The organism is Sphingobium sp. D43FB (genome assembly GCF_002312805.1).
Classification (GTDB): Bacteria; Pseudomonadota; Alphaproteobacteria; order Sphingomonadales; family Sphingomonadaceae; genus Sphingobium.
On sequence record NZ_NMUA01000014.1, the window covers coordinates 39,568 to 64,994 of the forward strand.

Sequence of the window (25,427 nt, forward strand, 5' to 3'; positions counted from 1 at the left end):
GAGCGTCAGATACTGCCGAAGCCGGGCGCTTCGCCGCGTGCGGCGGGGTTGAGGCGGCGGGGGCGCTTCCAGCCGATGACGGGCCGCTTGCGTAACCTGAGCGTCGGCCAATCGCCCCGATCGGCGCGCTCGGCCAGCCGCATGCCCTGCGCCCGATAGGCCGCCAGCACGGCGTCGGCCTGTTCGTTGAGCAGGCCCGCGAGCAGGATCGTGCCGCCTTCCTCCACCATCGCGCAGAGCGAAGGGGCGAGTTCGATCAACGGCCCGGCCAGGATGTTGGCGATCAGCAGGTCATAGGGCGCGCGGGTGATGATCGCGGCATGATCGACCCCGGCGGCGGCATAGAGCGCAACCTGCCCCTGTCCCCGGCCGACGGCCATGCCATTGGCCAGCGCATTCTCCGCGCTGATCTCGACCGCGACCGGATCGATGTCCGACGCGGTGGCATAGGCGCGCGGCCATAGATGCAGCGCGGCAAAGGCGAGGAGCCCGGTGCCGGTGCCGATGTCGGCGACATTGCCGAACCGCATGCCCACGCGCCGCATCCGGTCGAGCATGGCAAGGCAACCCGCGGTCGTTTCATGCTGGCCGGTGCCAAAGGCGCGACTGGCGGCGATCAACAGGTTGACCTGGCCGGGCTGTTCGGGGTCGCTGGCGAGGTTGCGGACATGGAAGCGCCCGGCCGTAACCGGCTCCAGTCCTTGCTGGCTGATCGTCACCCAATCCTCGTCGGGCAGCGCTTCGACGACCGGCTTGGTCTGCGCGGCGCTGGGCACCATCGACCGCAACAATTTGATCGCGGCGGGGCTGGGCTTGCCCTCGAAATAGGCGTCGAGCCGCCAGGCATCCTCGTCATCGGGTTCCGCCTCGCTGGTCATCAGCACGGGCGGCCGGTCCATCATCGCAAAGGCGGCAATATCCCCGTCCAGCGCCTCGGCCTCGGCGCGAGTGCAGGGCAGGGTGACTTTCCAGCTTTGGATCGCCGGGGTGGTAGCATCGTTCATCCCGCCGCCTGTAGAGCAGGAGGGGAGGGAGGGGAAGCGTTTGGCCGCCGATGCCTCAGCATTGGCGTCATCCTGACGAAAGTCAGGATCCATTGGCTCTACCTATGCGTGTTCTCAGACGGGGCGCGCATGGATGCTGACTTTCGTCAGCATGACGAACCAACATGGAGTGTCAGGCGACCTGGCGACCGAAGTCGGTCGAGGCATGGCGCAGGCTGGCGAGCTTGCCCTCGACGCTGACGAAGCCGCGTTCGAGCTGGTCGATTTCCGACGCGACGACTTCGGTGTCCTGGCGGATCGCCGAAATGGTGGTCGACATGGAATCGGCGGCCAGCGCGGTTTCATCGACGGCGGCGGTGATCATGGTGACGGTCTGCGCCTGCGCGTCCATGGCATGGCGGATGCGTTCTGCGCTGGCCTGCACTTCGCCCACCGTGTCGCGGATGCGCTCGTTGGTTTCCACCGACTGGCGGGTCGAGGCCTGGATATCGGCGATCTTGCCGGCGATCTCGTCGGTCGCGCGCGCGGTCTGGTTGGCCAGGCTCTTCACTTCCTGCGCCACCACGGCAAAGCCGCGTCCGGCGTCGCCCGCACGGGCGGCCTCGATCGTGGCGTTGAGAGCCAGCAAATTGGTTTGACCTGCAATGTCGCGGATGAGGCCGAGGATCGATTCGATCGACTTGGCATGGTCGGACAGGGTGGCGGACATAGTGACGGCATCGCCCGATTGCTTGGCGGCGCGCTGGGCCACGTCGGCTGCCCCCTCGACTTCGGTGCGGGCATCGTCGATCGCACGGATCAGGCCAGCGGAGGTGCGGGCCGCTTCGCGCATCGCCAGCGCCGATTGTTCGGCGGCGGCGGCGACTTCCGACGCCTTGCCCAACATGCCGCGCGTGGCGGCGGACGCATCCTTGGCCTGTTCGCGCAGCGATTCGCCCAGGCGAGTTGCGCCGTCCAGTTCGCCCATGATCCGCTGTTCGAACAGGGTGCCATAGCGCTGCCGTTCAGCGCGCTGAACTTCGGCCTGATCGGACGATAGCACATTGCTCATGAAGCCGGCATCGAACATGCCGATTTGCAAAATAGTGTGCATCAACCGGCGCAGGCGCGCATCATCGTCCCGGCACTGATCCCACAATAGATCCATGATCTTGTCGTTCGCTTTGCCCACGGCGATCAGCACGGAACGCACCGGCACGCCCTGTTTGCGCGCCTGCCGCACGCAATCGGCGGCAGACCGCACCCAGCGCGCTTCCTGGAAATGCATCAACTTATGCGCCGCATAGATACGCGATTCGGATTTTATCTTGTCGATCACCGACTGGGTTAGCCGGTCGGCCAAGCCCGTTTCCGTCAGATAGCTATCGAAAAATGCCGTCGCGACCTGATCGATGTCCGGCTCGATCAACATCCCGATTTCTTTCGCGTCACGGGCGATCGCGCCGTCGGGATCAATGTCCGCCATATATTCGGCGGCGGTGTCGGCAGGAGAAACGAAGGACGGCATGGCTGGACGGCCCCTGATGATGGGATGAACGGTATTTCAATCCCTTTTTAGCGCGCCTTGGTTAATCACTTATTATGATCGAACATCTTGACCCTCTGCACGGACATTGGGGCAGCCATGCCCGGCGCGGCTTGCCCTCCTGTGCGTTCGCTCTTAAGGGGGGCGGGATCAAGGAATATAGCAGGGACAAGGGTAGATATGGCGCGATCCAACAGCCGGCCGCTCTCGCCGCATTTGACCATATGGAAATGGGGACCGGCCATGACCGTCTCCATCATCCATCGCGTGACCGGCAACGGTCTGGCGACGGCCGGTGCGCTGGGCCTCATCTGGTGGCTGATGGCCGCCGCGACCGGGCCGGAAGCCTATGCGACCTTCGTCGCCTGCGCCACGTCGCCGATCGGCTATCTGGTGATGATCGGCCTTAGCTGGTTCTTCTTCCAGCATCTCTTCTCCGGTCTGCGCCATTTCGTGCTGGATCTGGGCGCGGGATATGAACTGCGTAGCAACAAGAGCTGGTCGATCGCGACCTTCGCTGCGTCGCTCGCCGTGACCGCCCTGCTGTGGCTCTATATCTTCGGAAAGGGTTTCTGATGGGCAACGGAACGGGTATTGGCCGCGTTCGCGGTCTGGGTTCGGCCAGGCACGGCGCGCATCACTGGCTGGCGCAGCGCTACACCGCCGTTGGCAACCTGCTGCTGGTTTTGTGGCTGATCTTCAGCCTGATCAGCCTGCCCGGCCTCGATTATGAGAGCGTCGTGCTGTGGATCGCCAACCCGCTGGTGGCGGTGCCGATGATGCTGATGATCGTCAGCATCTTCTGGCATCTGCGCCTCGGCATGCAGGTGATGCTGGAAGATTATGTCCACGATAAGGGCATGGCCTTCTTCTCGATGCTGCTGCTTAACTTCTATGCCTTTGGCGGCGCGGCCGCAGGCGTCTTCGCGATCGCCAAGATCGCTTTCACAGGGGTCGTCGAATAATGACGCAAGCCTATAAGATCATCGATCATACCTATGACACCGTGGTCGTGGGCGCGGGCGGTTCGGGCCTGCGCGCGACCATGGGCAGCGCCGAAGCGGGCCTCAAGACCGCCTGCATCACCAAATTGTTCCCCACGCGCAGCCACACGGTCGCGGCACAGGGCGGGATCGCGGCCAGCCTCGGCAATAATTCGCCCGATCACTGGACCTGGCACATGTACGACACCGTCAAGGGGTCGGACTGGCTGGGCGATCAGGACGCGATCGAATATATGGTGCGCGAAGCACCTGCCGCCGTCATCGAACTGGAACATGCCGGCGTGCCGTTCAGCCGCAACGAGGATGGCACGATCTACCAGCGTCCCTTCGGCGGTCACATGCAGAATATGGGTGCCGGCCCGCCGGTGCAGCGCACCTGCGCCGCCGCCGACCGTACCGGCCACGCCATGCTGCACGCGCTCTATCAGCAGTCGCTGAAATATGACGCGGACTTCTACATCGAATATTTCGCCATCGACCTGATCATGGAAAATGGCGAATGCCGGGGCGTGATCGCCTTGTGCATGGAAGATGGCTCGATCCATCGCTTCCGCGCGCATGCGGTCGTGCTGGCGACGGGCGGCTATGGCCGCGCCTATTTCTCCGCGACCTCGGCGCATAGCTGCACTGGCGACGGCGGCGGCATGGTGCTGCGCGCGGGGCTTCCGCTCCAGGATCTGGAATTCGTCCAGTTCCACCCGACCGGCATCTACGGCGCGGGCGTGCTGATCACCGAAGGCGCGCGTGGGGAGGGTGGCTATCTCACCAACTCCGAAGGCGAGCGGTTCATGGAACGCTATGCCCCCTCGGCGAAGGATCTCGCGTCGCGCGACGTCGTGTCGCGGTCGATGGCGATGGAAATGCGCGAAGGGCGCGGCGTTGGTCCGAACAAGGATCATATCTTCCTGCACCTTGATCATATCGATCCCAAGGTGCTGGCCGAACGCCTGCCGGGCATCACCGAAAGCGGCAAGATTTTTGCCGGTGTCGACCTGACCCGCCAGCCGCTGCCCGTCACGCCGACGGTCCATTATAATATGGGCGGCATTCCCTGTAACTATCATGGCCAGGTGCTGACCAAGAAGGATGGCGATCCCGAAGTCGTGGTCCCCGGCCTGTTTGCGGTCGGCGAAGCGGCCTGCGTGTCGGTCCATGGCGCAAACCGCCTCGGCTCCAACTCGCTGATCGATCTAGTCGTGTTCGGCCGGGCGACGGGTCTGTTCCTCAAGGATAATCTGAAGCCCAATGGCAGCCACAAGCCGCTGGCATCGGACGCCGCCGACCTGGCGCTCAGCCGCCTCGACAAATATCGCAACGCGACCGGCGGCACGCCGACCGCGAAGCTGCGCCTCGAAATGCAGCACACGATGCAGAAGCACGCCGCCGTGTTCCGCGACAGCGCGCTGCTGGCCGAGGGCGTCGACAAGATGCACAATGTCTATGCGGGCATGCAGGATGTCGGCGTGTCGGATCGCTCGCTGATCTGGAACACCGACCTTGTCGAGACGCTGGAACTGGACAATCTCATGTCGCAGGCGGTCTGCACCATGGTCAGCGCGGAAAACCGCAAGGAAAGCCGCGGCGCGCACGCGCATGAGGATTTCCCGAACCGCGACGACGAAAACTGGATGAAGCACACGATCAGCTGGTTCGACGGCTGGGGTGGTTCCGGCGGCGAAGTGAAGCTCGATTACCGCCCGGTCCATGATTACACGCTGACCGACGAAGCGGAATATGTGCAGCCCAAGGCGCGGGTCTATTGATCCGCGATCAGGGATGACGATGAAGAGGGCGGGCCGAAAGGTCCGCCTTTTTCATGGAACTAAACGTCCGCTAAATGGCCTTCAAAGTCCATGCGCTCGTGCAATATCCTCACGATGAGGATCTCGTCCGGCAGGATCTGGTAGAAAAGAAAATGGCTGCCTGATCGGCGTTTGCGCAAATCGGGCGAAAGGAATGTGCAATCCATGCCCAAGGAAGGGAAGGATATCAATTTCCCGGCCGTGTCCTTGATGGCGGCAAGATAGGATCGCGTCTGTTTTCTGCCCCATTCGCGTTCGCTGCGTATGCCAATCTCCTCAAGGTCGGACAAGGCGCGCGGCGAATAGACAAGGGTGCGATGTTTCACTCGCTAACCGGGAAGCGTCGGTCGAGCCATGCATCGAAGTCAAACTCTTGCCCTGGCCCGCTATCCAGCCCTTCCTGAATCGCCGCCCTGAGCGCTTCCAGCTTCTGCTCTTCCGACTCCAGCATCCGCAATCCCGCGCGGATCACTTCGCTGGTCGATCCGTAGCGGCCTTCGCTAACCTTGCGTTCGGCGAACTCGCGGAAATGGTCGCCCAAGGCGACGGAGGTGGTCTTGCTGCTCATGTCACCATCTTACCAAATATTGGTAGTAACTTCAACCGAACGGCAGCAACGCCTCATAGACGTCAAGCCCCGGCTTGCCCCTTACCGCCACACCCTGTCGTAACAAAAACGCGTGGCGCACGATCTCGGCCTGCTGTTCGATGCCATAATGCGCGAAGGGCTTGCCCGGCACGACCGCATAATCATAGCGGCAAAACGGGTGGCGCATCAGCGGTAGCCACCATTTGCCCGATCGCTGCGCCTGCCACACATGGGTCATTTCGTGGACAAAATGCGCCTGGATAGGGAGCGGGCTGTCGCAGAAATCGGCGCAGAACAGGCCCCCTTGTGGCGGAAACCACAAATGGCCGTCAGGGGCCATCGTCACCCGGCTCGGCTGAAACGGCCACCATTTGCGGTTATGCACCCGCACCCGATCATAGGCGATCGCCCGGCCGAACATGGCGCGGGCAAGCGCGATTTCGTCGGGCGTCAGGCTACGGCTGCTCAATGGCCCTCATGCGCGGCGGGTTTGGCGCCCGCCGCGCCCGCCGCCTCCGGCTTGCGAATCACTGCGTCCACCAGCAGCCGTTTGCCATCGCTCATCAGGAAGGTCAGTTCCATCTTGCCCTGGTTGATTGCCGCATCGTTGATGCCCCACAGCATCAGATGCTTGCCGCCGGGCGCAAAGGCGACCTCGCCCTTGGCGGGCACGTCCACGCTGTCGATCGGCTTCATCGTCATGACGCCCTTGTCCATCACGCTTTCATGCATTTCGACGCGGACGGCATAGGCGGTCAGCACGCCGCGTATCTGCACGCCCGCATCGCCGCCATGCGCGACGAAATAGCCGGCCGAGGGCGATTCCTTGTTGGGCGACAGCCGCACCCAGGCCTGGTCAATGTAGCTTGGCGCAGGGTCGCCGCACGCGGTCAGCGCGAGCGGGGCCGCGAGGGCGATAAGGGCGAAGGGCGCGCGCATTGGTCACTCCATGACTGTCTCGTTTCCGGTCGATGACATAGCTAATGGCCGCTGCTTCTTGTGCCAAGCAAAAGCACGCCTATATCGCCCATGCAGACCGGCCTTGCCTTGGCGCTTTCGTGGGGTATGGGGCCGTCAACCGCTGAATGAAATTTGGGGTTCAAAGAGGACACAATGGCAAAAGTAATCGGTATCGACCTTGGCACCACCAACAGCTGCGTCGCCGTCATGGACGGTGGCAAGCCCAAGGTTATTGAAAATGCGGAAGGCGCGCGCACGACGCCCTCCATCGTCGCCTTCGCCAAGGATGGCGAACGCCTGATCGGCCAGCCGGCCAAGCGCCAGGCAGTCACCAACGGTGACAACACGATCTTCGCGGTCAAGCGCCTGATCGGCCGCCGCTTCGACGATCCCATGACCAAAAAAGACATGGAACTCGTCCCCTATGACATCGCCAAGGGTCCGAACGGCGACGCCTGGGTCCGCGCCGGTGGTCAGGATTACAGCCCCGCGCAGATTTCGGCCTTCACCCTGCAGAAGATGAAGGAAACCGCTGAGAGCTATCTGGGCGAAACGGTCACGCAGGCGGTCATCACCGTGCCGGCCTACTTCAACGATGCCCAGCGTCAGGCGACCAAGGACGCCGGTCAGATCGCAGGCCTTGAAGTTCTGCGCATCATCAATGAGCCCACCGCAGCGGCGCTGGCCTATGGCCTCGACAAGCAGGACGGCAAGACGATCGCGGTCTATGACCTTGGCGGCGGCACCTTCGACATTTCCATCCTGGAAATCGGCGATGGCGTGTTCGAAGTGAAGTCGACCAACGGCGACACGTTCCTTGGCGGTGAAGATTTCGACGCCAAGCTGGTGCAGTTCCTGGCCGACGACTTCAAGAAGACCGAGAGCATCGACCTCACCAAAGACAAGCTGGCCCTCCAGCGTCTGAAGGAAGCCGCTGAAAAGGCGAAGATCGAACTGTCCTCGGCCCAGTCGACCGAAGTCAACCTGCCCTTCATCACCGCCGATCAGAACGGCCCCAAGCATCTGGTCAAGACCATCACCCGGTCGGACCTGGAGCGCCTGGTCGCCGACCTCATCAAGCGCACGATGGAACCTTGCAAGAAGGCGATGGCGGACGCCGGCGTTTCGGCGGCTGACATCAGCGAAGTCGTCCTGGTCGGCGGCATGACCCGCATGCCCAAGGTGCGCGAAGCCGTGAAGGAATTTTTCGGCAAGGAACCGCATACCGGCGTGAACCCTGACGAAGTCGTCGCCATGGGCGCCGCCATTCAGGCGGGCGTGCTGCAGGGCGACGTCAAGGACGTGCTGCTGCTCGACGTGACGCCGTTGTCGCTGGGCATCGAAACGCTGGGTGGCGTGTTCACCCGCATGATCGATCGCAACACGACCATCCCGGCGAAGAAGAGCCAGGTCTATTCGACCGCCGACGACAATCAGCAGGCGGTGACCATCCGCGTGTTCCAGGGCGAGCGCGAAATGGCGGCGGACAACAAGATCCTCGGCCAGTTCGACCTCGTCGGCATCCCGCCAGCGCCGCGCGGCGTGCCGCAGATCGAAGTCACGTTCGACATCGACGCCAACGGCCTGGTCAACGTGTCGGCCAAGGACAAGGGCACCGGCAAGGAACAGCAGATCCGCATCCAGGCGTCGGGTGGCCTGAGCGATTCCGACATCGACCAGATGGTCAAGGATGCCGAACGCTTCGCCGAAGAGGACAAAAAGCGCCGCGAGGCGGCCGAGGCGAAGAACAACGCCGAAAGCCTGGTTCACACCACCGAAGCCCAGCTGGCCGAACATGGCGACAAGGTCGATGCGGCGCTGAAGGGCGAGATCGAAACCGCGATCGCCGCGACCAAGTCGGCGATCGAAGGCGGCGATGCCGAAGCGATGAAGAGCAAGGCGCAGGAACTCGCGACGATCGCGATGAAGCTGGGCCAGGCCATTTACGAGAAGGAGCAGGCTTCGGCCGCGGCTCCGGGTGCGGACGCGCCCAAGGCTGATGACGATGTCGTCGACGCCGAATTCTCCGAAGTGGATGACAACAAGGCGTAAGCCGATGCCCCATATCCCTCACCCCGGCCATGGTCGGGGTGAGGGAAGAGGTGGGCGGGGGTCCGAATGACGACCGAAATCGATTATTATACGCTGCTCGAAATCGAGCGCACCGCCGATGGTGCGCAGATCAAGAGCGCCTATCGCAAGCTCGCGATGAAATATCACCCCGACAAGACGGGGGGATGTGCCGAAAGCGAAGCCAAGTTTAAGGCGGTGTCGCAGGCCTATGAGTGCCTGAAAGACCCGCAGAAGCGCGCGGCCTATGACCGCTTCGGTCATGCCGCCTATACCCAGCATGAGCAGGGCGGCGGCGGCGGTCATCGCGCCAATGCGGGCGGATTTTCCGACCTTGGCGATATTTTCGAGACCATCTTCGGCCAGTCGGGCTTTGGCGGTGGCGGCGGTGGTCGTCAGCAGCAACGGCGCGGCGCGGACCTGCGCTACGACCTCGAAATCAGCCTCGACGAAGCCTATCATGGCAAGCAGACCCAGATCGAAATCGAAGTGTCTGCAGCCTGCGACACCTGCGAAGGGTCGGGCGCGCAGCCCGGCACCGGGGTCAAGACCTGCGGCACCTGCAAGGGCCATGGCCAGGTGCGGGCGCAGCAGGGCTTCTTCATGGTCGAACGTACCTGCCCATCCTGCCATGGCGCAGGACAGGTCATCGAAAGCCCATGCCGCGCCTGTCGCGGCGAAGGCCGGGTGGACAAGCCCAAGTCGCTGTCGGTCAACATACCGGCGGGCGTCGACGAAGGCACGCGCATCCGCCTGACCGGCGAAGGCGAAGCGGGCGCGCGCGGCGCGCCTGCGGGCGATCTCTATATCTTCCTGCATGTGAAGCGCCATTCGCTGTTCGAGCGCGAGGGCACGACGCTCTTCTGTCGCTGTCCGGTGAGCTTCACCACGGCGTCGCTGGGCGGGTCGATCGAAGTGCCGGGCCTCGACGGCGTGCGGCACGAGATCAAGATCCCGGCCGGCATCCAGTCGGGCAAGCAGATCCGCCAGCGCGGCGCAGGCATGCCCGTCCTCAACGGGCGCGGGCAGGGCGATCTTGTGGTTCAGATCGACGTCGAAACGCCGACCCGGCTGACCGCCCGGCAGAAGGAATTGCTCGAAGCCTTCCGCGAAACCGAAACCGGGGAAGAATGCCCGGCTTCGACCGGTTTCTTCGGCAAGATCAAGGATTTGTGGGGCGATTGACGCCGTAGATGTTGGCGACGACCATCCTGTCTGACATCGCCAACGCTCCGCCGCTGGAACCAATAAGATTGCCAGACCGTTTCTCCCTCCACAACGACATGAGGAGGGTTTGCAATGGTTGACGTTCGTAATGATGGATATGACGATCGCCGGGTTATCGTGGAAAAGAAGGGGCCGGGCCGCACAATCGCGATTGTGCTGATCGCCATTCTTGCGATCGTCGGCATCCTGTTCGCCACCGGCTTCTGGAAAGCCGACGTGAGCGGCGGCGACATGCCCGAAGTCAGCGTCGATGGCGGCGCACTGCCCAATGTCGATGTCGATTCGAAGGAAGTCGTCGTCGGCACCGAGGAAAAGACGGTCGATGTACCGACCGTTGGCGTCAAGGATAATGGCGAAGACTAAGTCTTCCCTTTACGCCTGACAAAAAGGGGCTCCGTGACATGTCACGGAGCCCCTTTTTTCGTGTCCAGCCTCAGGCCGCCAGGAACATGTCCGGGTCGAGCGCCATCAGCGCGTCGGCACCGCCCTCGATCTTGCGGCGGAGCGATCCCGCGTCGGGCATGATCCGCTCGGCAAAGAAGCGCGCGGTCACCAGCTTGGCTTCCAGGAACTTGGCGTCGCCTTCCCCCGCCGCCAGCAGCGTCGCTGCCGCCTTGCTCATCCGCAACCACATCAGACCAGTCGCGACGATGCCCACTATGTGCATATAATGATGCGCGCCGGCCCCGGCATTGTCCGGGTTCTTCATGGCGTTCTGCATCAGCCACATCGTTGCCGCGCCCAGTTGCGCGCTTGCCTTCTCCAGCGATTCGGCAAAGGGGGCAAGCTTCTCATGCCCCTTGGCTTCGGCCACCTCGTCGGCGACGACCTTGAGGAAAGCCTGCAGCGCGCGGCCGCCATTCATCGCCAGCTTGCGGCCGACCAGATCCATCGCCTGCACGCCATTGGTGCCTTCGTAAATCTGGGCGATGCGGGCGTCGCGCACATACTGCTCGACGCCATTTTCCCAGATATAGCCATGGCCGCCAAACACCTGCTGGCAGGCGACGGCGATGTCGAAGCCGCGGTCGGTGCCATAGCCCTTGATCACCGGGGTCAACAGCGACAGCATGTCGTCGGCCGCCTGCCGCTCTTCGGGCGTTGCCGCGTGATGCGACAGGTCGGCCTGAAGCGCGCCCCACAGGATGAGCGCGCGCAACCCTTCGGTCATCGCCTTGGCTTCCATCAACATGCGACGCACATCGGGATGGACGAACAGCGTGTCGGCCTTCTCCTCCGGCTCCTTGGGGCCGGTCAGCGCGCGGCCCTGCCGCCGGTCGCGGGCATAATGGACCGCATTCTGGAAGGCGATTTCCGCCTGGCCCAGTCCCTGCAGGCCAACGCCCAGCCGCGCGGCGTTCATCATGATGAACATGGCGGCGAGGCCCTTATTCTCCTCACCCACCATCCATCCGGTCGCGCCGTCATAATTCATGACGCAGGTCGCGTTGCCGTGAATGCCCATCTTATGTTCGATCGAGCCGCACGACACGGCGTTGCGGTCGCCCAGCGATCCGTCATCATGCACCATCATCTTGGGCACGACGAACAGCGAAATGCCCTTGCTGCCTTCCGGCGCGTCCGGCGTCTTGGCGAGGACGAGATGGATGATATTGTCCGACAGGTCATGCTCGCCCGCCGAAATGAAGATTTTGGTGCCGGTGATCGCATAGCTGCCATCGGCATTGGGCACCGCCTTGGTCTTGATGAGGCCCAGGTCTGTGCCGCAATGCGGTTCGGTCAGGTTCATCGTGCCGGTCCATTCGCCAGACACCATCTTGGGAATGTAGCGCTGCTGCAATTCGTCGCTGCCCTTGGCGATCAGCGCCGCGACCGCGCCGGCGGTCAGGCCATGATACATTTCGAACGATTGGTTGGCCGACAGGACATATTCGTCCACCGCCGTCGCCAATACGCTGGGCAGGCCCTGGCCGCCAAATTCGACCGGACCATGGATGGTGGTCCAACCGCCCGCGACGAACTGGTCGAACGCCGCCTTGAAGCCGGTAGGCGTGGTCACGCTGCCGTCGGGGTGACGGGTGCAGCCTTCCTTGTCGCCCACGGCATTGAGCGGGAACAGGACTTCGGCGGCCATCTTGCCGCCTTCGGTCAGGATCGCGTCGACGAGGTCAGGGGTCGCATTCTCAAATCCGGGTAGATTGGCATAGCGCTCTAGCCCGACCACATGGTCCAGCACGAAACGGGTGTCGCGAACGGGGGCGGTATAACTGGGCATGATCTTCTCCTGCGAATTTTTTATGAGAGGCGGTTGGTATTCAGTGGGCAATGGTGGCGACGAAGGCATCCAGTTCGGCGATGGCGGCGTCGATATCGTCCTTCTGCCGGTTGAGCAGGTCGATGCGCGCCTTGCACTTGGCGACCGTCACGCGGCGCTGTTCCTCATGGGCTTCGTCGGCGTCATAGAGGTCGATCATCTCGCGGATTTCGGTGAGGCTGAACCCCACCCGCTTGCCGCGCAATATCCAGGCCAGCCGCGCCCGGTCGCGCCGCGAATAGATGCGCGCCAGACCCTGCCGCTCCGGCGAGATCAACCCTTCATCCTCATAGAAGCGCAGCGCGCGCGCCGTGACGCCGAATTCTTCCGACAGGTCAGTGATGCTGTAGCTCTGCCGTTCGCTATGGTCGGGCAATTCGATGCCCGCGATGCTGCTGCGATTGTCCATGAGGATAGAGATAATGACACTTTACGTTTACGTCAAGGTGAGTGGGTGGGCTGAGACAATTTGTGTCGGTGACAGGTCGCCGATCATCGGTTAAGCGCGCAACGTGACCATGGGGGCAATCAGACGATCGGAGGGTGCGCGCGGCCTGCTGGCGGCGTTGGCGCTGCTCGTGCTCGCCATCCAGATGATCGTGCCGCCGGGCTTCATGCCCGTCCGTACCGAGACTGGCGTCGTCGTGACGCTCTGTACCGGGCAGGGCGCGATCAACGTCGTGGTCGATCGCGACCAGGCACCGGGGCAGGGCGACCATCAACCCGATGACGGCATGGGCAGCCAACAACATTGCCCCTTCGCCGCATCGGTCCAGCCGATCGTCCCGCCGCTGATCCTCGCCGATCTCACGCTGCCGGCCTGGACGCTGGCCTTTGGCCCGATTGCCTTCGCGCTCAAGATCGGCCTGATCGCCCGCCTAGCCGCGCCACCCCCACCGTCCTCCGGGCCGCCGACAGCCCTTTGACATCCTCCCCCTGTGGGGGAGGTGGCACGCCGAAGGCGTGACGGAGGGGTGTCGCCGCTATCGATAGGGTGACACCCCTCCGTCTGGCCTGCGGCCAGCCACCTCCCCTGTCAGGGGAGGATCGTGTCTGTCCAGCCCCCATCCAGCCGATCAAACAGAAGGTCGCTGGATTAAAATAACATTATCAATAGGTTAAATCCATGCGCCATCATTCCGGCCTGCGCAGCATATCGCTGTGCGCCCTCGCTTTGTCGTCCGCTCCTGCTTTCGCCGAAGAGGCGGACGGCCGCCGCATCATCGTCACCGCCAGCCCGATGATCGAAGCCGCCGCCGCCCGCGTCCAGCGCGCCCCAGGCGGCGTCGATGTCGTCGCGGCCGATGCCTTCGAGGACAAGGTCGCCGTCTCGCTGCGCGATGCGCTGACCTTTTCGCCGGGCGTCTACACCCAGCCCCGGTTCGGGCAGGAGGTCCGCATCTCGATCCGCGGATCGGGCCTGTCGCGCGGCTTCCACATGCGCGGCCTGACCCTGTTGCAGGATGGAATTCCGCTCAACTTGGCCGATGATAATGGCGATTTTCAGGAACTCGACCCGCAAGTCTTCCAGCATATCGAGGTCTATCGCGGCGGCAATGCGCTGCGCTTTGGCGGATCGACGCTGGGCGGCGCGATCAACGCCGTGACGCCGACCGGGCGCAGCGCGCCGGGCGTAGACCTGCGCGTCGATGGCGGCAGCTTCGATACGATCCGCACAAAGGCCGCCTATGGCTATGCCGACGAACGAGGCGACGCCTGGGCTGCGATCACCACCGATCGCTCCGATGGTGACCGCGATCATGGCAAGCGGCGATCCTATCGCTTCAACGGCAATGTCGGCGTGAAGATCAGCGACACCATCGAAACCCGCTTCTACGCCAGTGCCCAAAATATTCGTCAGAAGCTGTCCGGGTCGTTGTCCGAAAAGTCAGTGCTGACCAATCCGACCAGGGGCAATTTCGTCGGCGATCAGGCGCGCGACATCGATTCGATCCGCCTGCAAAACCGCACCACTATCGCCCTTGGCAATGGCGCGCTCGCCTTCGGCCTCTTCTTCAACGCCAAGGATCTCTATCACCCCATCTTCCAGGTGATCGACCAGAAATCCGAGGATCGCGGCGCGTTCGCCAGCCTTGACCTGGCGGGCGATCTGGGTGGGATGCCGGTGGAAGTGACACTCGGCAGCCAGGCGCGCTTCGGCAAGGTGACCGCACGCCAGTTCGTTAATATCGCAGGCGACCGTGGTGCCCCAACCGCTTTGGTCCAGCAGCGCGCGCAGACGATCAACAGCTATGGCGAAGCGCGCATTGCCCCGATGCCGGGCCTGTGGCTGATCGGCGGCGGCGTCTACACCCATGGCGAGCGCAAGATCGACAACCGCTTCGCCCCGGCGCGCAGCGGCGACGCCAGCTTCGATGCTTTCGCGCCCAAGATCGGCCTGCTTTACGAACCGAGCGAAACACTGCAATTCTTCGCCAATTACAGCCGCTCGGTCGAACTGCCGGGCTTTAGCGAACTCAGCCAAACGCCCGCTGGCGGCGCGCCCGGTTTCACGCCCGTCCGCGCGCAAAAGGCGTGGACGGCGGAGATCGGCACGCGTGGCCGCATCGGCATCGCCGCTTGGGACATCAGCCTCTACCGCGCCGACATCAAGGGCGAGATGCTGCAATATAGCGTGATCGCGGGCGTCATCCCGGCCGCCACCTTCAACGCCGACAAGACCCGGCATCAGGGGATCGAGGCGGGCCTGCAACTGGCCTTCACCCCCTGGGCATCGCTGCGGCAGGTCTATCAATATAGCGATTTTCGCTTCCGCAACGATGCGGTCTATGGCGACAATCGCCTGCCAGTGGTGCCGCGCCATTTCTATCGCGCCGAACTGCGGCTGGGCAATGACCGGATCAGCGTGTCGCCCTCGGTCGAATGGCTGCCGCAGGGGGCGTGGGTGGATTATGTTAACAGCAAGCGGGTCGGGAGCTATGCGCTGCTCAACCTCGGTGCGCAGGCGCAACTGCGCGACGGCGTGACCCTCTTCCTCGACGCGCGCAACCTGACGCAGAAGCGCGCCGTCGGCGACATCAGCGCGCTCGTCCGCTACGCCGCCGACAATATCGCCACCGCAGCGGATGAAGGCAGCGTCGCTTTCTATCCGCTCGAACGCCGCGCCATCTATGGCGGCGTGCGCGCGCGTTTCTAAAGCTCAGGGGGAGGACAGGATGATGACAGACGGTGCCTTCTATCGGGCGATGATGCGCTGGCATTTCTATGCCGGGATCATCGTCCTGCCGATCCTCGCGCTGATGGCGGTGACAGGCGCGCTCTACCTCTACAAGCCGGAGGTGGAGGCATTTCTCTATCCGGTCGAGATCGCCGCCAGACCGGGCGTGCCGATGCTGACCCCGGCCCGCCTGATCGCCGCCGTCGAACAGGCCAGCGGCGAACAGGCGACCCAGATCACCCATCCCGCCAGCGCCACGCAAAGCTGGCGGGTGACGACCAAGGGTGCCGATGGCGTGGCCACGGTCCATTTCGTCGATCCGCATGACGGTCGCCTGCTGGGGATCATGCAGGGCGGCGGCGTCATGAAGACGATCAAGGATCTGCACAGCCTGGCGCTGACCGGTGCGGTCGGCAACCGGCTGGTCGAAGTGGTGGCGGGCTGGGCGATCATCCTGTGCATCACGGGCCTCTATCTGCGCTGGCCCCGGCGCGGCCAGCCCGCCATCGCCATCCGGGGTAGGGCGACAGGGCGGCTCTTCTGGCGCGACCTGCATGGGACGTTGGGCTTCCTGTCGGCGGGCGTCATCCTGTTCCTCGCGATCACTGGCATGCCCTGGACGGATGTCTGGGGTGGAGGCTTGCGCGCGGTGGTCGCGGCCAATAACTGGGGTCGCCCGAAAATGGCGGTCATTCCCTGGACGGCCCCGGCCAAGGATGCACTGCCCTGGACCCTGCGCGAAGGCGGGGCGGCATCGGGTGCAGCGGGCGACATTGGCGTCGATGCCGTGGCGGACATCGCCGCGAAGCGCGGATTGGCGGACGGCTATCAACTCATCCTACCCGCCTCCCCCGGCGCGCCCTATCTGGTCGTCACCCTCGTCACGCGCGCCGACGATTCCCGCGCCATCACCATAGATGCGGCCAGCGGCGCGGTGGTGCAGGATATGGACTGGCGCATGTTCGGCCCCGGCGCAAAGGCGGTCGAATGGGGCATCGCCACCCATCAGGGCCAGCAATATGGCGAGGTCAACCGGCTGCTGATGCTGGCTGGGTGCCTGAGCCTGCTCGCCTTGTGCCTGACCGCGCCTGTCCTGTGGTGGAAGCGGCGCAAACAAGGACGGCTGACCGCACCGCCGCGCGCGATCGGTCGGGCGGAACGGGTCGTCGCCGCCACGATGCTGCTGCTGGGGGCGCTGTTCCCGCTGACCGGTCTCAGCATGATCGTGGCGCTAGTCGGCGAATGGCTGGTCGGGAAGGTCCGCCCCGCCTGACGCCGCTTCCGTTTGGGCGGGAGAGCGACTATGGGCAGCGCATGATCCGCCTTTCCGGCCTGAAACTGCCCCTCGACCATCCTGCCGAGGCGATGCCGCCTGCGATATGCGCGCGCCTTGGCCTGCAACCCGAAGAGCTGCGCGGGCATAGCCTCGTGCGGCGCGGCAATGATGCGCGGCGGCGCAGCGCGATCCAGCTCGTCTACACGCTCGACGTCGATGTCGCCGACGAAGCGGCTGTGCTGGCGCGCTTCGCCCATGACCATGATGTGCGGCCGACGCCCGACACCCACTATAATTTTGTCACCCATGCGCCCGATGGCTGGCAGGGCAAGCGCCCGATCGTCATCGGGGCGGGACCATGCGGCCTGTTCGCCGGGCTGCTGCTGGCGCAGATGGGCTTTCGCCCGATCATCGTCGATCTGGGCAAGGTCGTGCGCGAGCGGACCAAGGATACTTGGGGCCTGTGGCGGCGCGGTGAGCTGAACCCCGACAGCAATGTCCAGTTCGGCGAAGGCGGGGCGGGCACCTTTTCCGACGGCAAACTTTATTGCCGGGTGAAAGACCCGCGCTTTCTGGGCCGCAAGGTGCTGGCGGAGTTCGTCGCGGCGGGCGCGCCAGACGATATCTTGTGGGAAGCGCACCCCCATATCGGCACGTTCCGCCTTGTCACCATGGTCGAATCCATGCGTCGCCAGATCGAAGCGCTGGGCGGCGAATATCGCTGGCAGACGCGCGTCGATGATCTGGTGCTGGAGCGGCGGAGCGACGGCTCGCAGCAGTTGCGCGGCATCGTCATTCAGGATGGCAGCGTGATCGAGAGCGATCATGTCGTGCTGGCAGTGGGGCATAGCGCGCGGCCGACCTTCACCATGCTCCATGGCCGGGGCGTGCATATCGAACCCAAGCCCTTTTCCATCGGCGTGCGCATCGAGCATCCGCAAAGCTGGGTCGACAAGGCCCGCTATGGCAGTTGCGCGGGCCACCCGGATCTGGGCGCGGCGGCCTATAGCCTGGCGCATCATTGCGCCAATGGCCGCACCGTCTATAGCTTCTGCATGTGTCCGGGTGGCCGCGTCGTCGCCGCCACGTCGGAGGAAGGGCGCGTCGTCACCAATGGCATGAGCCAATATAGCCGCGCCGAATTCAACGCCAATTCCGGGCTGGTCGTGGGCATCGACCCGGCGCGGGACTATCCGGACGGACCACTCGCCGGGATCGATTTTCAGCGCCATTGGGAATCGCAGGCCTATGTGGCGGGCGGCTCTTCTTATTGGGCGCCGGGACAGACCATCGGCGATTTCCTGGCCGGGCGTCCGTCAACGTCATTGGGATCGGTCACGCCGTCCTATAAGCCGGGCGTCACCCCGACCGACCTGTCGCGCTGCCTGCCCGATTTCGTGGTCGAGGCGTTTCGCGAGGCGCTGCCCATATTCGGGCGGCAATTGGCGCAATATGACCATCCCGACGCGGTGATGACCGGCGTGGAAACCCGCACCTCCTCGCCCATCCGCATCACCCGCGACAAGGATTTCCAGAGCCTCTCCGTCGCCGGTCTCTATCCGGCGGGCGAAGGCGCGGGCTATGCCGGCGGCATATTGTCGGCCGCGATCGACGGGATCAAGGTGGCCGAAGCGGTGGCGAAGGCGATCGTCACCGCCTGACATGCGTTCGTCATCGCGCCGTCATATCGCCGCCGCCTGACCGTCGCATCATCGTCATCGCGCGGTCGCCACCTTGTCATCGCAGGCGGCTAGATAGGGTGTCATGCTGACCCATATCGACCGCTGCATCCGCATTTCCCCGGCCGACAAGGCCCGGTTGCGCTTGCTCTTCCTCGCCAAACATGCCCGCGCATCCGGCCAGCCCGATGCGGTCGATGGCAACCACGCCCTCTATCATCATGAAATGCGATCGACGCTGGAGTCGATCGGCCTGCATGTCCGCGTCGCCGACAGCTATGAAGCGCTGTTCGACCGGCCCGATGTCGATTTCGTGGTGACGTTGCTCAATCGCGGCGGCTTTCAGAATAGCGAGATGCTCGCGCCCCTGTTGCTCAGCTGGCGCGCCATGCCGCATATGGGCGCAAGCCCCATCCTGCGCGGCGTGTCCGACGACAAATATCTCTCCAAGCTGATCGCGCAGGCGCATGGCGTGCCGACCATGGCGGCGCAGGTCTTCCGGCGCGGCGGCCTGCCCGCGCAGCCCGGCTTTGCGGCCGAACGGCTGGTGGTCAAGCCCAACGCCTCCTCCGCCTCCTGGGGGCTGGCGATGGTCGATAGCTGGGACGAAGCGCTCGCCCATGTCGATCATCTCCAGGCCTTGGGCCATGACGCGCTGGTCGAAGCCTGGGCACCCTTGCTCGACATCGCCGTGCCGGTGGTGGGCGGCAGCGGCGGGCAGCCATGGATATTGCCGCCAATGATGTATGTGCCCACCGACCCCCATCGCGCCCGCAGCCATGAAGAAAAGCGCGGCCTGATCGACGCGGGCGATGATCCGCTGGTGCTGGTCGAGGATCGCGACCTGCTCGCCCGGCTCGATGACCTGACCCGTCGCCTGCTGCCTGAATTATGGCCGTTCGACTATGGCCGGTTCGAGTTTCGCTATGATCCGGCGACCGGGGCGGTGCAGTTCATGGAAGTGAACCTGTCCTGCAACCTCTGGTCGAAAAAGACGATCTCGCGTTCGGCCGCGTCGATCGGCGTCGATCATCAGACGCTGGTGGAAACGATCATCGGCCATAGCCTCGAACGCCAGGGTCTGCTGACCGAAGTGCCGATGCGGGTCGCGGCCTGATGGGCGGGCGCACGACCGCGCTGGTGCTGGCGGGCAAGCGTGATGGCGCGACCGATCCGCTCGCGCTGGAAGCGGGCGTCACCCATAAATGCCTGGTGCCGGTGCTGGACCAGCCGATGCTGGTCCATGTTATCGACGCGCTGGCGGCGAGCGAGCGGATCGGCGAGATCCGCGTCGCGATCGAGGAACCGGACGTGCTGGCGGGTCTGCCGCAACTGCGCGGCCTGATCGCCAGCGGACGGCTGGTGGCGATCGGCGCGCGGCCCAATCTGGTGGATTCGGTGCTGGCGGCGGCGGACGGCGCGCGCTTTCCGCTGCTGATCACCACCGCTGACAATGTGCTGCTGACCCCGCCCGCCATCGCCGAGATGCTGGATGGCTGCGTCGCCGAAGGGGCAGACGCCGCCGTCGCCTTCGCCCGGCGCGCATCGGTGCTGGCCGCCCACCCGGAGGGGCAGCGCAAATTCTACGCCTTTGCCGATGACAGCTATTCCAACTGCAACAGCTATTGGCTCAAGGACAAAGCCGCACTGGCCGCCGCCGAAACTTTCCGGTCGGGCGGCCAGTTCGTCAAGCATCCGCTGCGCATCATCGGGGCGTTCGGGCTGCTCAACCTTATCCGTTTTCGCTTCGGTATCGGCACGCTGGCGGCGACCTTCGCCCGCTTTTCGCGCCGCTTCCGCCTGACCATTGCCCCCGTGATCCTGTCCGATGGGGCGGTCGCGATCGACGTCGACAACGCCCGCACGCGCGGGGTAGCGAGCGAAGTGCTTGGTCGCCGCGTCACCATCGCCCAGGCTGCGGAATAGAATTTGCCCACGCTGCGCGCGTTGCCCGGTCGGGGCGACAATGACCTGCTCGCCGTCTATCGGACGGGGCTGACCCGGCACTGGCCGATGCGTCGGCACCTGCTGGCGCGTCTGCTCGCAGGGGCGGGGCAGGGGGGCTGGACCCCGGCCGAGCGGCATCTCCTTTCCGATGCGGTGCGGCAGCGGGGGCTGAGCATGCGCGATCGCAAGGGGCTGCACCGGCTGCTCAATCCGGGTGCCTTTCCCTTCGCCACCAACCCGCTCAAGAATAAACAACTTTTCGCGCAGGTCGCGCAACAGGCGGGGCTGACGATCGCGCCAGCCTGCAATCCCGATCGCGACGATCTCGCCGCCTGGCTGGCAACCGAGCGCGACATCATCGCCAAGCCCAGTTTCCGTTCGAAGGGGCAGGGGGTCGAGCGTTTCTGGCGTGACGAGACTTGGCTTGGGCGTGATGGCCCGGTCGGCGACGATCTGCTGCGGGCGCGGCTGCTGCGGGTCTGGCGCGGCGGCGGCGTGATCCAGCGCCGCCTGCCGACCCATGCGGCGCTTGTGGACTTGTCGCCCGGCGCACTGCCGACGCTGCGCGTGATGACTTGCCTGGATGAAGACGGCGTGCCCGAAGCCTGCGGCCTCGCGCTGCGGCTGTCGGCCGGGGGCGCGCGTCCGGTCGACAATTTCAACGCGGGCAATCTGGTGCTGGGCGTCGATGCCGCCGGGCGCTGCGGTCCCGCCTGGCTGGGCGGCGGTGCAGGTGCGCCTAGCGTCCATGTGCACCACCCCAAGACAGGCGCGCCGATCGAGGGCTTTATCCTACCCGACCTGCCTGCCGCGATCGCGCTGGCGCTGGACGCGCATCACGTCTTTCGCACCGGCTTCACGGTGATCGGCTGGGATGTCGGCCTGACCGACGCCGGGCCTATGCTGGTCGAGGGCAATTGGAACCCCGGCACCGACATCCTGCAACTGGTGGAGGAACGCGGGGTCGCGGACATGCGGCTGGGCGCGCTCTACCGCCATCATCTCGACCGACTGCCTGCGCAAGCCTGGTGCGCCGCCCGCGCGATAGAATGGGACCGGCGGCGGGCGTGATCTGCGTCTATGTCCACGCGCTGGTCGCGACCGGCGTGGTCCGCAACGCCCGGCTGATCGCGGCCGATCTCGCGGCGCAGGGACATGCGGTGCAACTCGTCACGGCGCTACCGGGCGGGGAGGGAGTGCCGGGCGTCGTCCATCACCCCCTGCTGCCCGGCGCAGGCCGCTCGCGCCTGTGGGAAAAATTGCGCGCCGCATGGGCCTTGCGCGGCTATCTGCGTGCCACCCGCCCGGCGCTGCTGATCTCGGCGGGCAATCACGGCCATGGCACCGTCTGGGCGGGCAGTCGCGGCGCGCGGGGCGTGCAGCGCGTCTATCGCATCAGCAACGACATCATGCGCGCCATCCCCGGTGCGCCATCGGGCGGGATCAAGCGCTGGGGCCGCGCTGCCATGGCGCGGTTGATCGCCGCCGATGCCGCGCATCTGGTGCTGGTATCGCCGACGCTGGCCGACACGCCGGCCTTTCGCGTGGCAGCGCGCGCTGGGCGCGTGACGGTCATCGCCAACGGGATCGACGCCGCCGCCGCGCGCCAGCATATCGGCGATACGGCCCCGCATCCCTGGTTCGGTGACCCGGTGCCCGTGATCCTCGCCATCGGCCGCCTCGCCCCGCAAAAGAATTTCGCGACCCTGCTCGCCGCCTTCGCTCATCTGCGCATGACCCGGCCTGCGCGCCTCATCATCTTGGGCGAAAGCCGCGACGATGCCTGCACGCGGTTGCGCGCCCAAGCCACAACGCTTGGCATTGCCGACGATCTGGCGCTGCCCGGCACGGTCGCCAATGTCTTTCCCTGGCTGGCGCGGTGCGACGCCTTCGTGCTGCCCTCCTGGTGGGAAGGCTCGGCCAATGTGCTGCTGGAGGCGATGGCGGTGAATGCACCTTGCGTCGCGTCGCGGAGCGCGGGCAATGCGGCGCACTTGCTCGACAATGGCCGCCATGGCCTGTTGGTCGATCCGGCCGATCCGCGCGCGATGGCGGACGCACTGGCGCGTCAGATCGACCCGGCGATACGCCTCCGCCCCGGCGACCGGATCGAAGCCTTCGGTCTGGAGGCGGTATCCAAAGGGTGGCGTGATCTCGTCAATCGCCTGCTCGCCGGGCGATCCTGACCGCCCGGCGACAGCGCGATCAGGCGGCGTCCTGCGCCAGTGCTGCAATATGTCCCAACACCATGTCCGCATGTTCCTGCCGACAGATAAGCAGGTCGGGCAGATAGACGTCGCGCTGATTATACACCAGCGGACTACCGTCGATGCGGCTGGCATGCAGGCCATGCGCCAGCGCGACGGCGGCAGGGGCCATGCTGTCCCATTCATATTGGCCGCCCGAATGAAGATAGATGTCGGCCTGGCCTAGGATGATCGCCATCGCCTTGGCCCCGGCCGATCCCATTGGCACCAGTTCCGCGTCCAATTTCTCGGCAATCGCCACCGCTTCGGCGGCGGGCCGCGTGCGCGACACCACCATGCGCAGCTTTTCGGGCGCAGGCGGCACGGCGCGCGGTTCATCCGTCCGCAGCACGACGCCGCCCTCAAACCCCGGCAATGCCACCGCGCCGATCACCGGCGCGCCGTCGATCGCCAGCCCGACATGCACGGCCCAGTCGGCCCGCGCTTCGCCATATTCGCGCGTGCCATCGACCGGATCGACGATCCAGACGCGCGACTGGGCGAGCCGGTCGTCATTGTCCTTCTCTTCTTCCGACAACAGCCCATCCTCGCTCCGCACTTCGCGCAGCGCGTGGCACAGAAATTGGTTGGCGGTCTGGTCGCCCGCCTTGCCCAGTGCCTTGGCACCGAACACCCCGGACTCGCGGACCTCGACCAATATGCGCCCGGCCACTTCTGCCAGATGGGCGGCCAGCGCCGCGTCGCTCATCCCGCTCATGGGATCAGCCGCGCGACGATGGCATCGGCGGCTTCTTCCGCCGTCATGGTCAGCGTGTCGATATGGATTTCGGGGTCCACCGGCGCTTCATAGGGGCTGTCGATCCCGGTGAAATTCTTGAGATCCCCGGCCCGCGCCTTCTTGTACAGGCCCTTGACGTCGCGCTTCTCCGCTTCGGCGAGCGATGTGTCGATATGGACCTCGAAAAACTCGCCCGGCTGCATCATCTGCCGCACCATGTCGCGTTCCGATCGGAAGGGCGAGATGAAGGCGGTGATGACGATCAACCCCGCGTCGGTCATCAGCTTGGCGACTTCGCCCACGCGGCGGATATTTTCGACCCGGTCGGCATCGGTAAAGCCCAGATCCTTGTTCAGGCCATGCCGCACATTGTCGCCGTCCAGCAGATAGGTGTGCCGGTTCATCCGCGCCAGCCGCTTTTCGACCAGATTGGCGATGGTCGACTTGCCCGCGCCGGAAAGCCCGGTGAACCACAGCACGGCAGGCTTCTGGTTCTTGAGGTTGGCGTGGAAATCGCGCGACACGTCGGTCGATTGCCAATGGACATTCTGTGCCCGGCGCAGCGAGAAGTGCAGCATGCCCGCCGCAACGGTGGCATTGCTGATCTTGTCGATCAAGATGAAGCCGCCCAGCGTCCGGTTCTGTTCATAGGGTTCGAACACGATCTGCTTGTCGGTCGACAGGTTGGCGACACCGATGGCGTTCAATTCCAGCGTCTTGGCCGCCAGATGCTCCATCGTATTGACGTTGACCTGATATTTTGGCTGCTGGACGGTGGCGGTGACCATCTGCGTGCCGATCTTGAGCCAATAGGAGCGGCCCGGCAGCATTTCCTCGTCCGCCATCCACACAATGGTCGCTTCGAACTGATCGGCGGCCTGGGGCGGATTGTCGGCCAGCGCGATGACGTCGCCGCGCGAACAGTCGATCTCGTCGGCGAAGCAGAGCGTGACCGATTGGCCCGCCACAGCTTCGTCCAGATCACCGTCCAGCGTGACGATGCGGCTGATGGTGCTGGTCTTGCCCGATGGCAGCACGCGGATCGCGTCGCCCGGCTTGACCGTGCCGGTCGCGATCAGGCCGGAAAAGCCCCGGAAATCGAGATTGGGACGATTGACCCACTGCACCGGCATGCGGAACGGCTTTTCCGCGTCGGTCGCGCTGTTGACCTCGACCGTCTCCAGATGTTCGATCAGGGCCGGGCCAGTATACCAGGGCGTATTTTCCGACGGGCCGGTGATGTTGTCCCCCTTGAACCCGGAAATCGGCATCGGCGTGAACGCCGTGATGCCGATCGACTTGGCGAATTCGGTATAGTCGGCGACGATCGTGTCGAACACGCTCTGATCATAGCCGACCAGGTCCATCTTGTTGACGGCCAGCACGATGTTGCGGATGCCGATCAGATGCGCGAGATAGCTGTGGCGGCGCGTCTGGGTCAGGATGCCCTTGCGCGCGTCGATCAGGATGACGGCGAGGTCGGCGGTGGACGCACCCGTCACCATATTGCGGGTATATTGTTCATGGCCGGGCGTGTCGGCGACGATGAACTTGCGCTTTTCGGTGGCAAAGAAGCGATAGGCGACGTCGATCGTGATGCCCTGTTCGCGCTCGGCGGCGAGGCCATCGACGAGCAGAGCGAAGTCGATCTCCTGCCCCTGCGTCCCCATCTTCTTGCTGTCTGCGGTCAGCGCTTCGAGCTGATCCTCGAAGATCATCTTGCTGTCATAGAGCAGGCGGCCGATCAGCGTCGACTTGCCGTCATCCACCGACCCGCAGGTGATGAAGCGCAGCATCGTCTTATGCTCATGCACCTTCAGATAGGCATCGATATCCTCGGCAATGAGGGCGTCGGTCTTGTAGATGGGGTCTGTGGAAACGTCAGTCATGTCGGTTTCTTTCACCG

24 protein-coding genes are annotated in these 25,427 nt (G+C 64.5%); 14 read left to right on the forward strand and 10 right to left on the reverse strand.

Going from position 1 to position 25,427, the window contains the following annotated elements; all coding sequences use genetic code 11:
- Positions 1-5 precede the first annotated feature (5 nt).
- The gene (locus SxD43FB_RS13345; protein ID WP_096062598.1) at positions 6-1,004 is read right to left on the reverse strand and encodes a 50S ribosomal protein L11 methyltransferase; all 999 of its coding nucleotides are present in this window, start codon (positions 1,002-1,004) and stop codon (positions 6-8) included.
- A 172-nt stretch (positions 1,005-1,176) separates the two neighbouring features.
- On the reverse strand, positions 1,177-2,511 hold the full coding sequence (locus SxD43FB_RS13350; RefSeq protein ID WP_096062599.1) for a methyl-accepting chemotaxis protein: 1,335 nt from the start codon (positions 2,509-2,511) through the stop codon (positions 1,177-1,179).
- 198 nt (positions 2,512-2,709) lie between these two features.
- Between SxD43FB_RS13350 and sdhC the strand changes: the two genes are divergently transcribed.
- From sdhC to sdhA, 3 genes are read left to right on the forward strand one after another with little or no spacing between them, the layout of a single operon-like run.
- The gene (sdhC, locus tag SxD43FB_RS13355) at positions 2,710-3,105 is read left to right on the forward strand and encodes a succinate dehydrogenase, cytochrome b556 subunit (RefSeq protein WP_037476149.1); all 396 of its coding nucleotides are present in this window, start codon (positions 2,710-2,712) and stop codon (positions 3,103-3,105) included.
- On the forward strand, positions 3,105-3,494 hold the full coding sequence (gene sdhD, locus SxD43FB_RS13360) for a succinate dehydrogenase, hydrophobic membrane anchor protein (protein ID WP_037476151.1): 390 nt from the start codon (positions 3,105-3,107) through the stop codon (positions 3,492-3,494). Before sdhC ends, sdhD begins: the two co-directional genes overlap by 1 nt.
- The gene (gene sdhA, locus SxD43FB_RS13365) at positions 3,494-5,296 is read left to right on the forward strand and encodes a succinate dehydrogenase flavoprotein subunit (protein ID WP_043151571.1); all 1,803 of its coding nucleotides are present in this window, start codon (positions 3,494-3,496) and stop codon (positions 5,294-5,296) included. The genes sdhD and sdhA overlap by 1 nt, the downstream gene beginning before the upstream one ends.
- A gap of 59 nt (positions 5,297-5,355) precedes the next feature.
- Here the strand turns inward: sdhA and SxD43FB_RS13370 are convergent, their stop codons facing one another.
- The 4 genes from SxD43FB_RS13370 to SxD43FB_RS13385 are packed head-to-tail and all read right to left on the reverse strand — an operon-like array spanning position 5,356 to position 6,863.
- The gene (locus tag SxD43FB_RS13370; protein WP_037475457.1) at positions 5,356-5,661 is read right to left on the reverse strand and encodes a type II toxin-antitoxin system RelE/ParE family toxin; all 306 of its coding nucleotides are present in this window, start codon (positions 5,659-5,661) and stop codon (positions 5,356-5,358) included.
- On the reverse strand, positions 5,658-5,903 hold the full coding sequence (locus SxD43FB_RS13375) for a type II toxin-antitoxin system ParD family antitoxin (protein ID WP_096062600.1): 246 nt from the start codon (positions 5,901-5,903) through the stop codon (positions 5,658-5,660). The genes SxD43FB_RS13370 and SxD43FB_RS13375 overlap by 4 nt, the downstream gene beginning before the upstream one ends.
- A gap of 31 nt (positions 5,904-5,934) precedes the next feature.
- Positions 5,935-6,393: a vgr related protein gene (locus SxD43FB_RS13380; protein WP_096062601.1), complete on the reverse strand. Its 459-nt coding sequence runs from the start codon at positions 6,391-6,393 to the stop codon at positions 5,935-5,937.
- Positions 6,390-6,863 carry a copper chaperone PCu(A)C gene (locus tag SxD43FB_RS13385; protein WP_096062602.1) on the reverse strand — a complete coding sequence of 158 codons (474 nt, stop codon included), beginning with the start codon at positions 6,861-6,863 and terminating at the stop codon, positions 6,390-6,392. The genes SxD43FB_RS13380 and SxD43FB_RS13385 overlap by 4 nt, the downstream gene beginning before the upstream one ends.
- Positions 6,864-7,037: 174 nt before the next feature.
- Between SxD43FB_RS13385 and dnaK the strand changes: the two genes are divergently transcribed.
- From dnaK to SxD43FB_RS13400, 3 genes are all read left to right on the forward strand, one after another.
- Positions 7,038-8,936 (forward strand): molecular chaperone DnaK, encoded by a 1,899-nt coding sequence (gene dnaK / locus SxD43FB_RS13390; RefSeq protein ID WP_037475465.1) that lies wholly within the window; start codon positions 7,038-7,040, stop codon positions 8,934-8,936.
- A 66-nt stretch (positions 8,937-9,002) separates the two neighbouring features.
- Positions 9,003-10,139 carry a molecular chaperone DnaJ gene (dnaJ, locus tag SxD43FB_RS13395; RefSeq protein ID WP_069065124.1) on the forward strand — a complete coding sequence of 379 codons (1,137 nt, stop codon included), beginning with the start codon at positions 9,003-9,005 and terminating at the stop codon, positions 10,137-10,139.
- Between the two features lie 114 nt (positions 10,140-10,253).
- Positions 10,254-10,544, forward strand: coding sequence for a hypothetical protein (locus SxD43FB_RS13400; protein ID WP_096062603.1), 291 nt, complete (start codon positions 10,254-10,256; stop codon positions 10,542-10,544).
- 70 nt (positions 10,545-10,614) lie between these two features.
- On the opposite strand, the gene SxD43FB_RS13405 is transcribed toward SxD43FB_RS13400, so the two are convergent.
- Together SxD43FB_RS13405 and SxD43FB_RS13410 are read right to left on the reverse strand one after the other, a co-directional pair.
- Entirely contained in the window at positions 10,615-12,417 is a 1,803-nt protein-coding gene (locus tag SxD43FB_RS13405) for an acyl-CoA dehydrogenase C-terminal domain-containing protein (RefSeq protein WP_096062652.1), read from the reverse strand.
- 40 nt (positions 12,418-12,457) lie between these two features.
- A complete protein-coding gene (locus SxD43FB_RS13410) occupies positions 12,458-12,865 on the reverse strand; it encodes a MerR family DNA-binding transcriptional regulator (RefSeq protein WP_043151562.1) in 408 nt (135 codons plus the stop codon).
- 109 nt (positions 12,866-12,974) lie between these two features.
- Between SxD43FB_RS13410 and SxD43FB_RS13415 the strand changes: the two genes are divergently transcribed.
- From SxD43FB_RS13415 to SxD43FB_RS13450, 8 genes are all read left to right on the forward strand, one after another.
- Entirely contained in the window at positions 12,975-13,382 is a 408-nt protein-coding gene (locus SxD43FB_RS13415; protein WP_096062604.1) for a DUF2946 family protein, read from the forward strand.
- Positions 13,383-13,582: 200 nt separating this feature from the next.
- Complete coding sequence (locus SxD43FB_RS13420) at positions 13,583-15,613, forward strand: TonB-dependent receptor (RefSeq protein ID WP_096062605.1); 2,031 nt, start codon at positions 13,583-13,585, stop codon at positions 15,611-15,613.
- Positions 15,614-15,635: 22 nt separating this feature from the next.
- Positions 15,636-16,907 carry a PepSY domain-containing protein gene (locus SxD43FB_RS13425; RefSeq protein ID WP_255245722.1) on the forward strand — a complete coding sequence of 424 codons (1,272 nt, stop codon included), beginning with the start codon at positions 15,636-15,638 and terminating at the stop codon, positions 16,905-16,907.
- Positions 16,908-16,948: 41 nt separating this feature from the next.
- On the forward strand, positions 16,949-18,571 hold the full coding sequence (locus SxD43FB_RS13430; protein ID WP_096062654.1) for an NAD(P)/FAD-dependent oxidoreductase: 1,623 nt from the start codon (positions 16,949-16,951) through the stop codon (positions 18,569-18,571).
- Between the two features lie 103 nt (positions 18,572-18,674).
- On the forward strand, positions 18,675-19,706 hold the full coding sequence (locus tag SxD43FB_RS13435; RefSeq protein ID WP_096062606.1) for a phosphoribosylglycinamide synthetase: 1,032 nt from the start codon (positions 18,675-18,677) through the stop codon (positions 19,704-19,706).
- Positions 19,706-20,515 carry an NTP transferase domain-containing protein gene (locus SxD43FB_RS13440; protein WP_096062607.1) on the forward strand — a complete coding sequence of 270 codons (810 nt, stop codon included), beginning with the start codon at positions 19,706-19,708 and terminating at the stop codon, positions 20,513-20,515. The genes SxD43FB_RS13435 and SxD43FB_RS13440 overlap by 1 nt, the downstream gene beginning before the upstream one ends.
- Before the next feature lie 3 nt (positions 20,516-20,518).
- Positions 20,519-21,607 (forward strand): sugar-transfer associated ATP-grasp domain-containing protein, encoded by a 1,089-nt coding sequence (locus SxD43FB_RS13445; protein WP_096062608.1) that lies wholly within the window; start codon positions 20,519-20,521, stop codon positions 21,605-21,607.
- Positions 21,586-22,722, forward strand: a complete 1,137-nt coding sequence (locus tag SxD43FB_RS13450) for a glycosyltransferase (RefSeq protein WP_255245720.1) — start codon at positions 21,586-21,588, stop codon at positions 22,720-22,722. The genes SxD43FB_RS13445 and SxD43FB_RS13450 overlap by 22 nt, the downstream gene beginning before the upstream one ends.
- 19 nt (positions 22,723-22,741) lie before the next feature.
- Here the strand turns inward: SxD43FB_RS13450 and SxD43FB_RS13455 are convergent, their stop codons facing one another.
- Together SxD43FB_RS13455 and cysN are read right to left on the reverse strand one after the other, a co-directional pair.
- The gene (locus SxD43FB_RS13455) at positions 22,742-23,500 is read right to left on the reverse strand and encodes a 3'(2'),5'-bisphosphate nucleotidase CysQ (protein WP_096062609.1); all 759 of its coding nucleotides are present in this window, start codon (positions 23,498-23,500) and stop codon (positions 22,742-22,744) included.
- Positions 23,497-25,410 carry a sulfate adenylyltransferase subunit CysN gene (gene cysN / locus SxD43FB_RS13460; protein ID WP_037476644.1) on the reverse strand — a complete coding sequence of 638 codons (1,914 nt, stop codon included), beginning with the start codon at positions 25,408-25,410 and terminating at the stop codon, positions 23,497-23,499. The genes SxD43FB_RS13455 and cysN overlap by 4 nt, the downstream gene beginning before the upstream one ends.
- Between the last annotated feature and the right edge of the window lie 17 nt (positions 25,411-25,427).

Coding starts and splice junctions, on each gene's coding strand:
- SxD43FB_RS13345 (WP_096062598.1), bottom strand. CDS start 1,004: ATGAACGATGCTACCACCCCGGCGATCCAAAGCTGGAAAGTCACCCTG.
- SxD43FB_RS13350 (WP_096062599.1), bottom strand. CDS start 2,511: ATGCCGTCCTTCGTTTCTCCTGCCGACACCGCCGCCGAATATATGGCG.
- sdhC (WP_037476149.1), top strand. CDS start 2,710: ATGGCGCGATCCAACAGCCGGCCGCTCTCGCCGCATTTGACCATATGG.
- sdhD (WP_037476151.1), top strand. CDS start 3,105: ATGGGCAACGGAACGGGTATTGGCCGCGTTCGCGGTCTGGGTTCGGCC.
- sdhA (WP_043151571.1), top strand. CDS start 3,494: ATGACGCAAGCCTATAAGATCATCGATCATACCTATGACACCGTGGTC.
- SxD43FB_RS13375 (WP_096062600.1), bottom strand. CDS start 5,903: ATGAGCAGCAAGACCACCTCCGTCGCCTTGGGCGACCATTTCCGCGAG.
- SxD43FB_RS13385 (WP_096062602.1), bottom strand. CDS start 6,863: ATGCGCGCGCCCTTCGCCCTTATCGCCCTCGCGGCCCCGCTCGCGCTG.
- dnaK (WP_037475465.1), top strand. CDS start 7,038: ATGGCAAAAGTAATCGGTATCGACCTTGGCACCACCAACAGCTGCGTC.
- dnaJ (WP_069065124.1), top strand. CDS start 9,003: ATGACGACCGAAATCGATTATTATACGCTGCTCGAAATCGAGCGCACC.
- SxD43FB_RS13400 (WP_096062603.1), top strand. CDS start 10,254: ATGGTTGACGTTCGTAATGATGGATATGACGATCGCCGGGTTATCGTG.
- SxD43FB_RS13405 (WP_096062652.1), bottom strand. CDS start 12,417: ATGCCCAGTTATACCGCCCCCGTTCGCGACACCCGTTTCGTGCTGGAC.
- SxD43FB_RS13410 (WP_043151562.1), bottom strand. CDS start 12,865: ATGGACAATCGCAGCAGCATCGCGGGCATCGAATTGCCCGACCATAGC.
- SxD43FB_RS13415 (WP_096062604.1), top strand. CDS start 12,975: ATGGGGGCAATCAGACGATCGGAGGGTGCGCGCGGCCTGCTGGCGGCG.
- SxD43FB_RS13420 (WP_096062605.1), top strand. CDS start 13,583: ATGCGCCATCATTCCGGCCTGCGCAGCATATCGCTGTGCGCCCTCGCT.
- SxD43FB_RS13425 (WP_255245722.1), top strand. CDS start 15,636: ATGACAGACGGTGCCTTCTATCGGGCGATGATGCGCTGGCATTTCTAT.
- SxD43FB_RS13430 (WP_096062654.1), top strand. CDS start 16,949: ATGATCCGCCTTTCCGGCCTGAAACTGCCCCTCGACCATCCTGCCGAG.
- SxD43FB_RS13435 (WP_096062606.1), top strand. CDS start 18,675: ATGCTGACCCATATCGACCGCTGCATCCGCATTTCCCCGGCCGACAAG.
- SxD43FB_RS13440 (WP_096062607.1), top strand. CDS start 19,706: ATGGGCGGGCGCACGACCGCGCTGGTGCTGGCGGGCAAGCGTGATGGC.
- SxD43FB_RS13450 (WP_255245720.1), top strand. CDS start 21,586: ATGGGACCGGCGGCGGGCGTGATCTGCGTCTATGTCCACGCGCTGGTC.
- SxD43FB_RS13455 (WP_096062609.1), bottom strand. CDS start 23,500: ATGAGCGGGATGAGCGACGCGGCGCTGGCCGCCCATCTGGCAGAAGTG.
- cysN (WP_037476644.1), bottom strand. CDS start 25,410: ATGACTGACGTTTCCACAGACCCCATCTACAAGACCGACGCCCTCATT.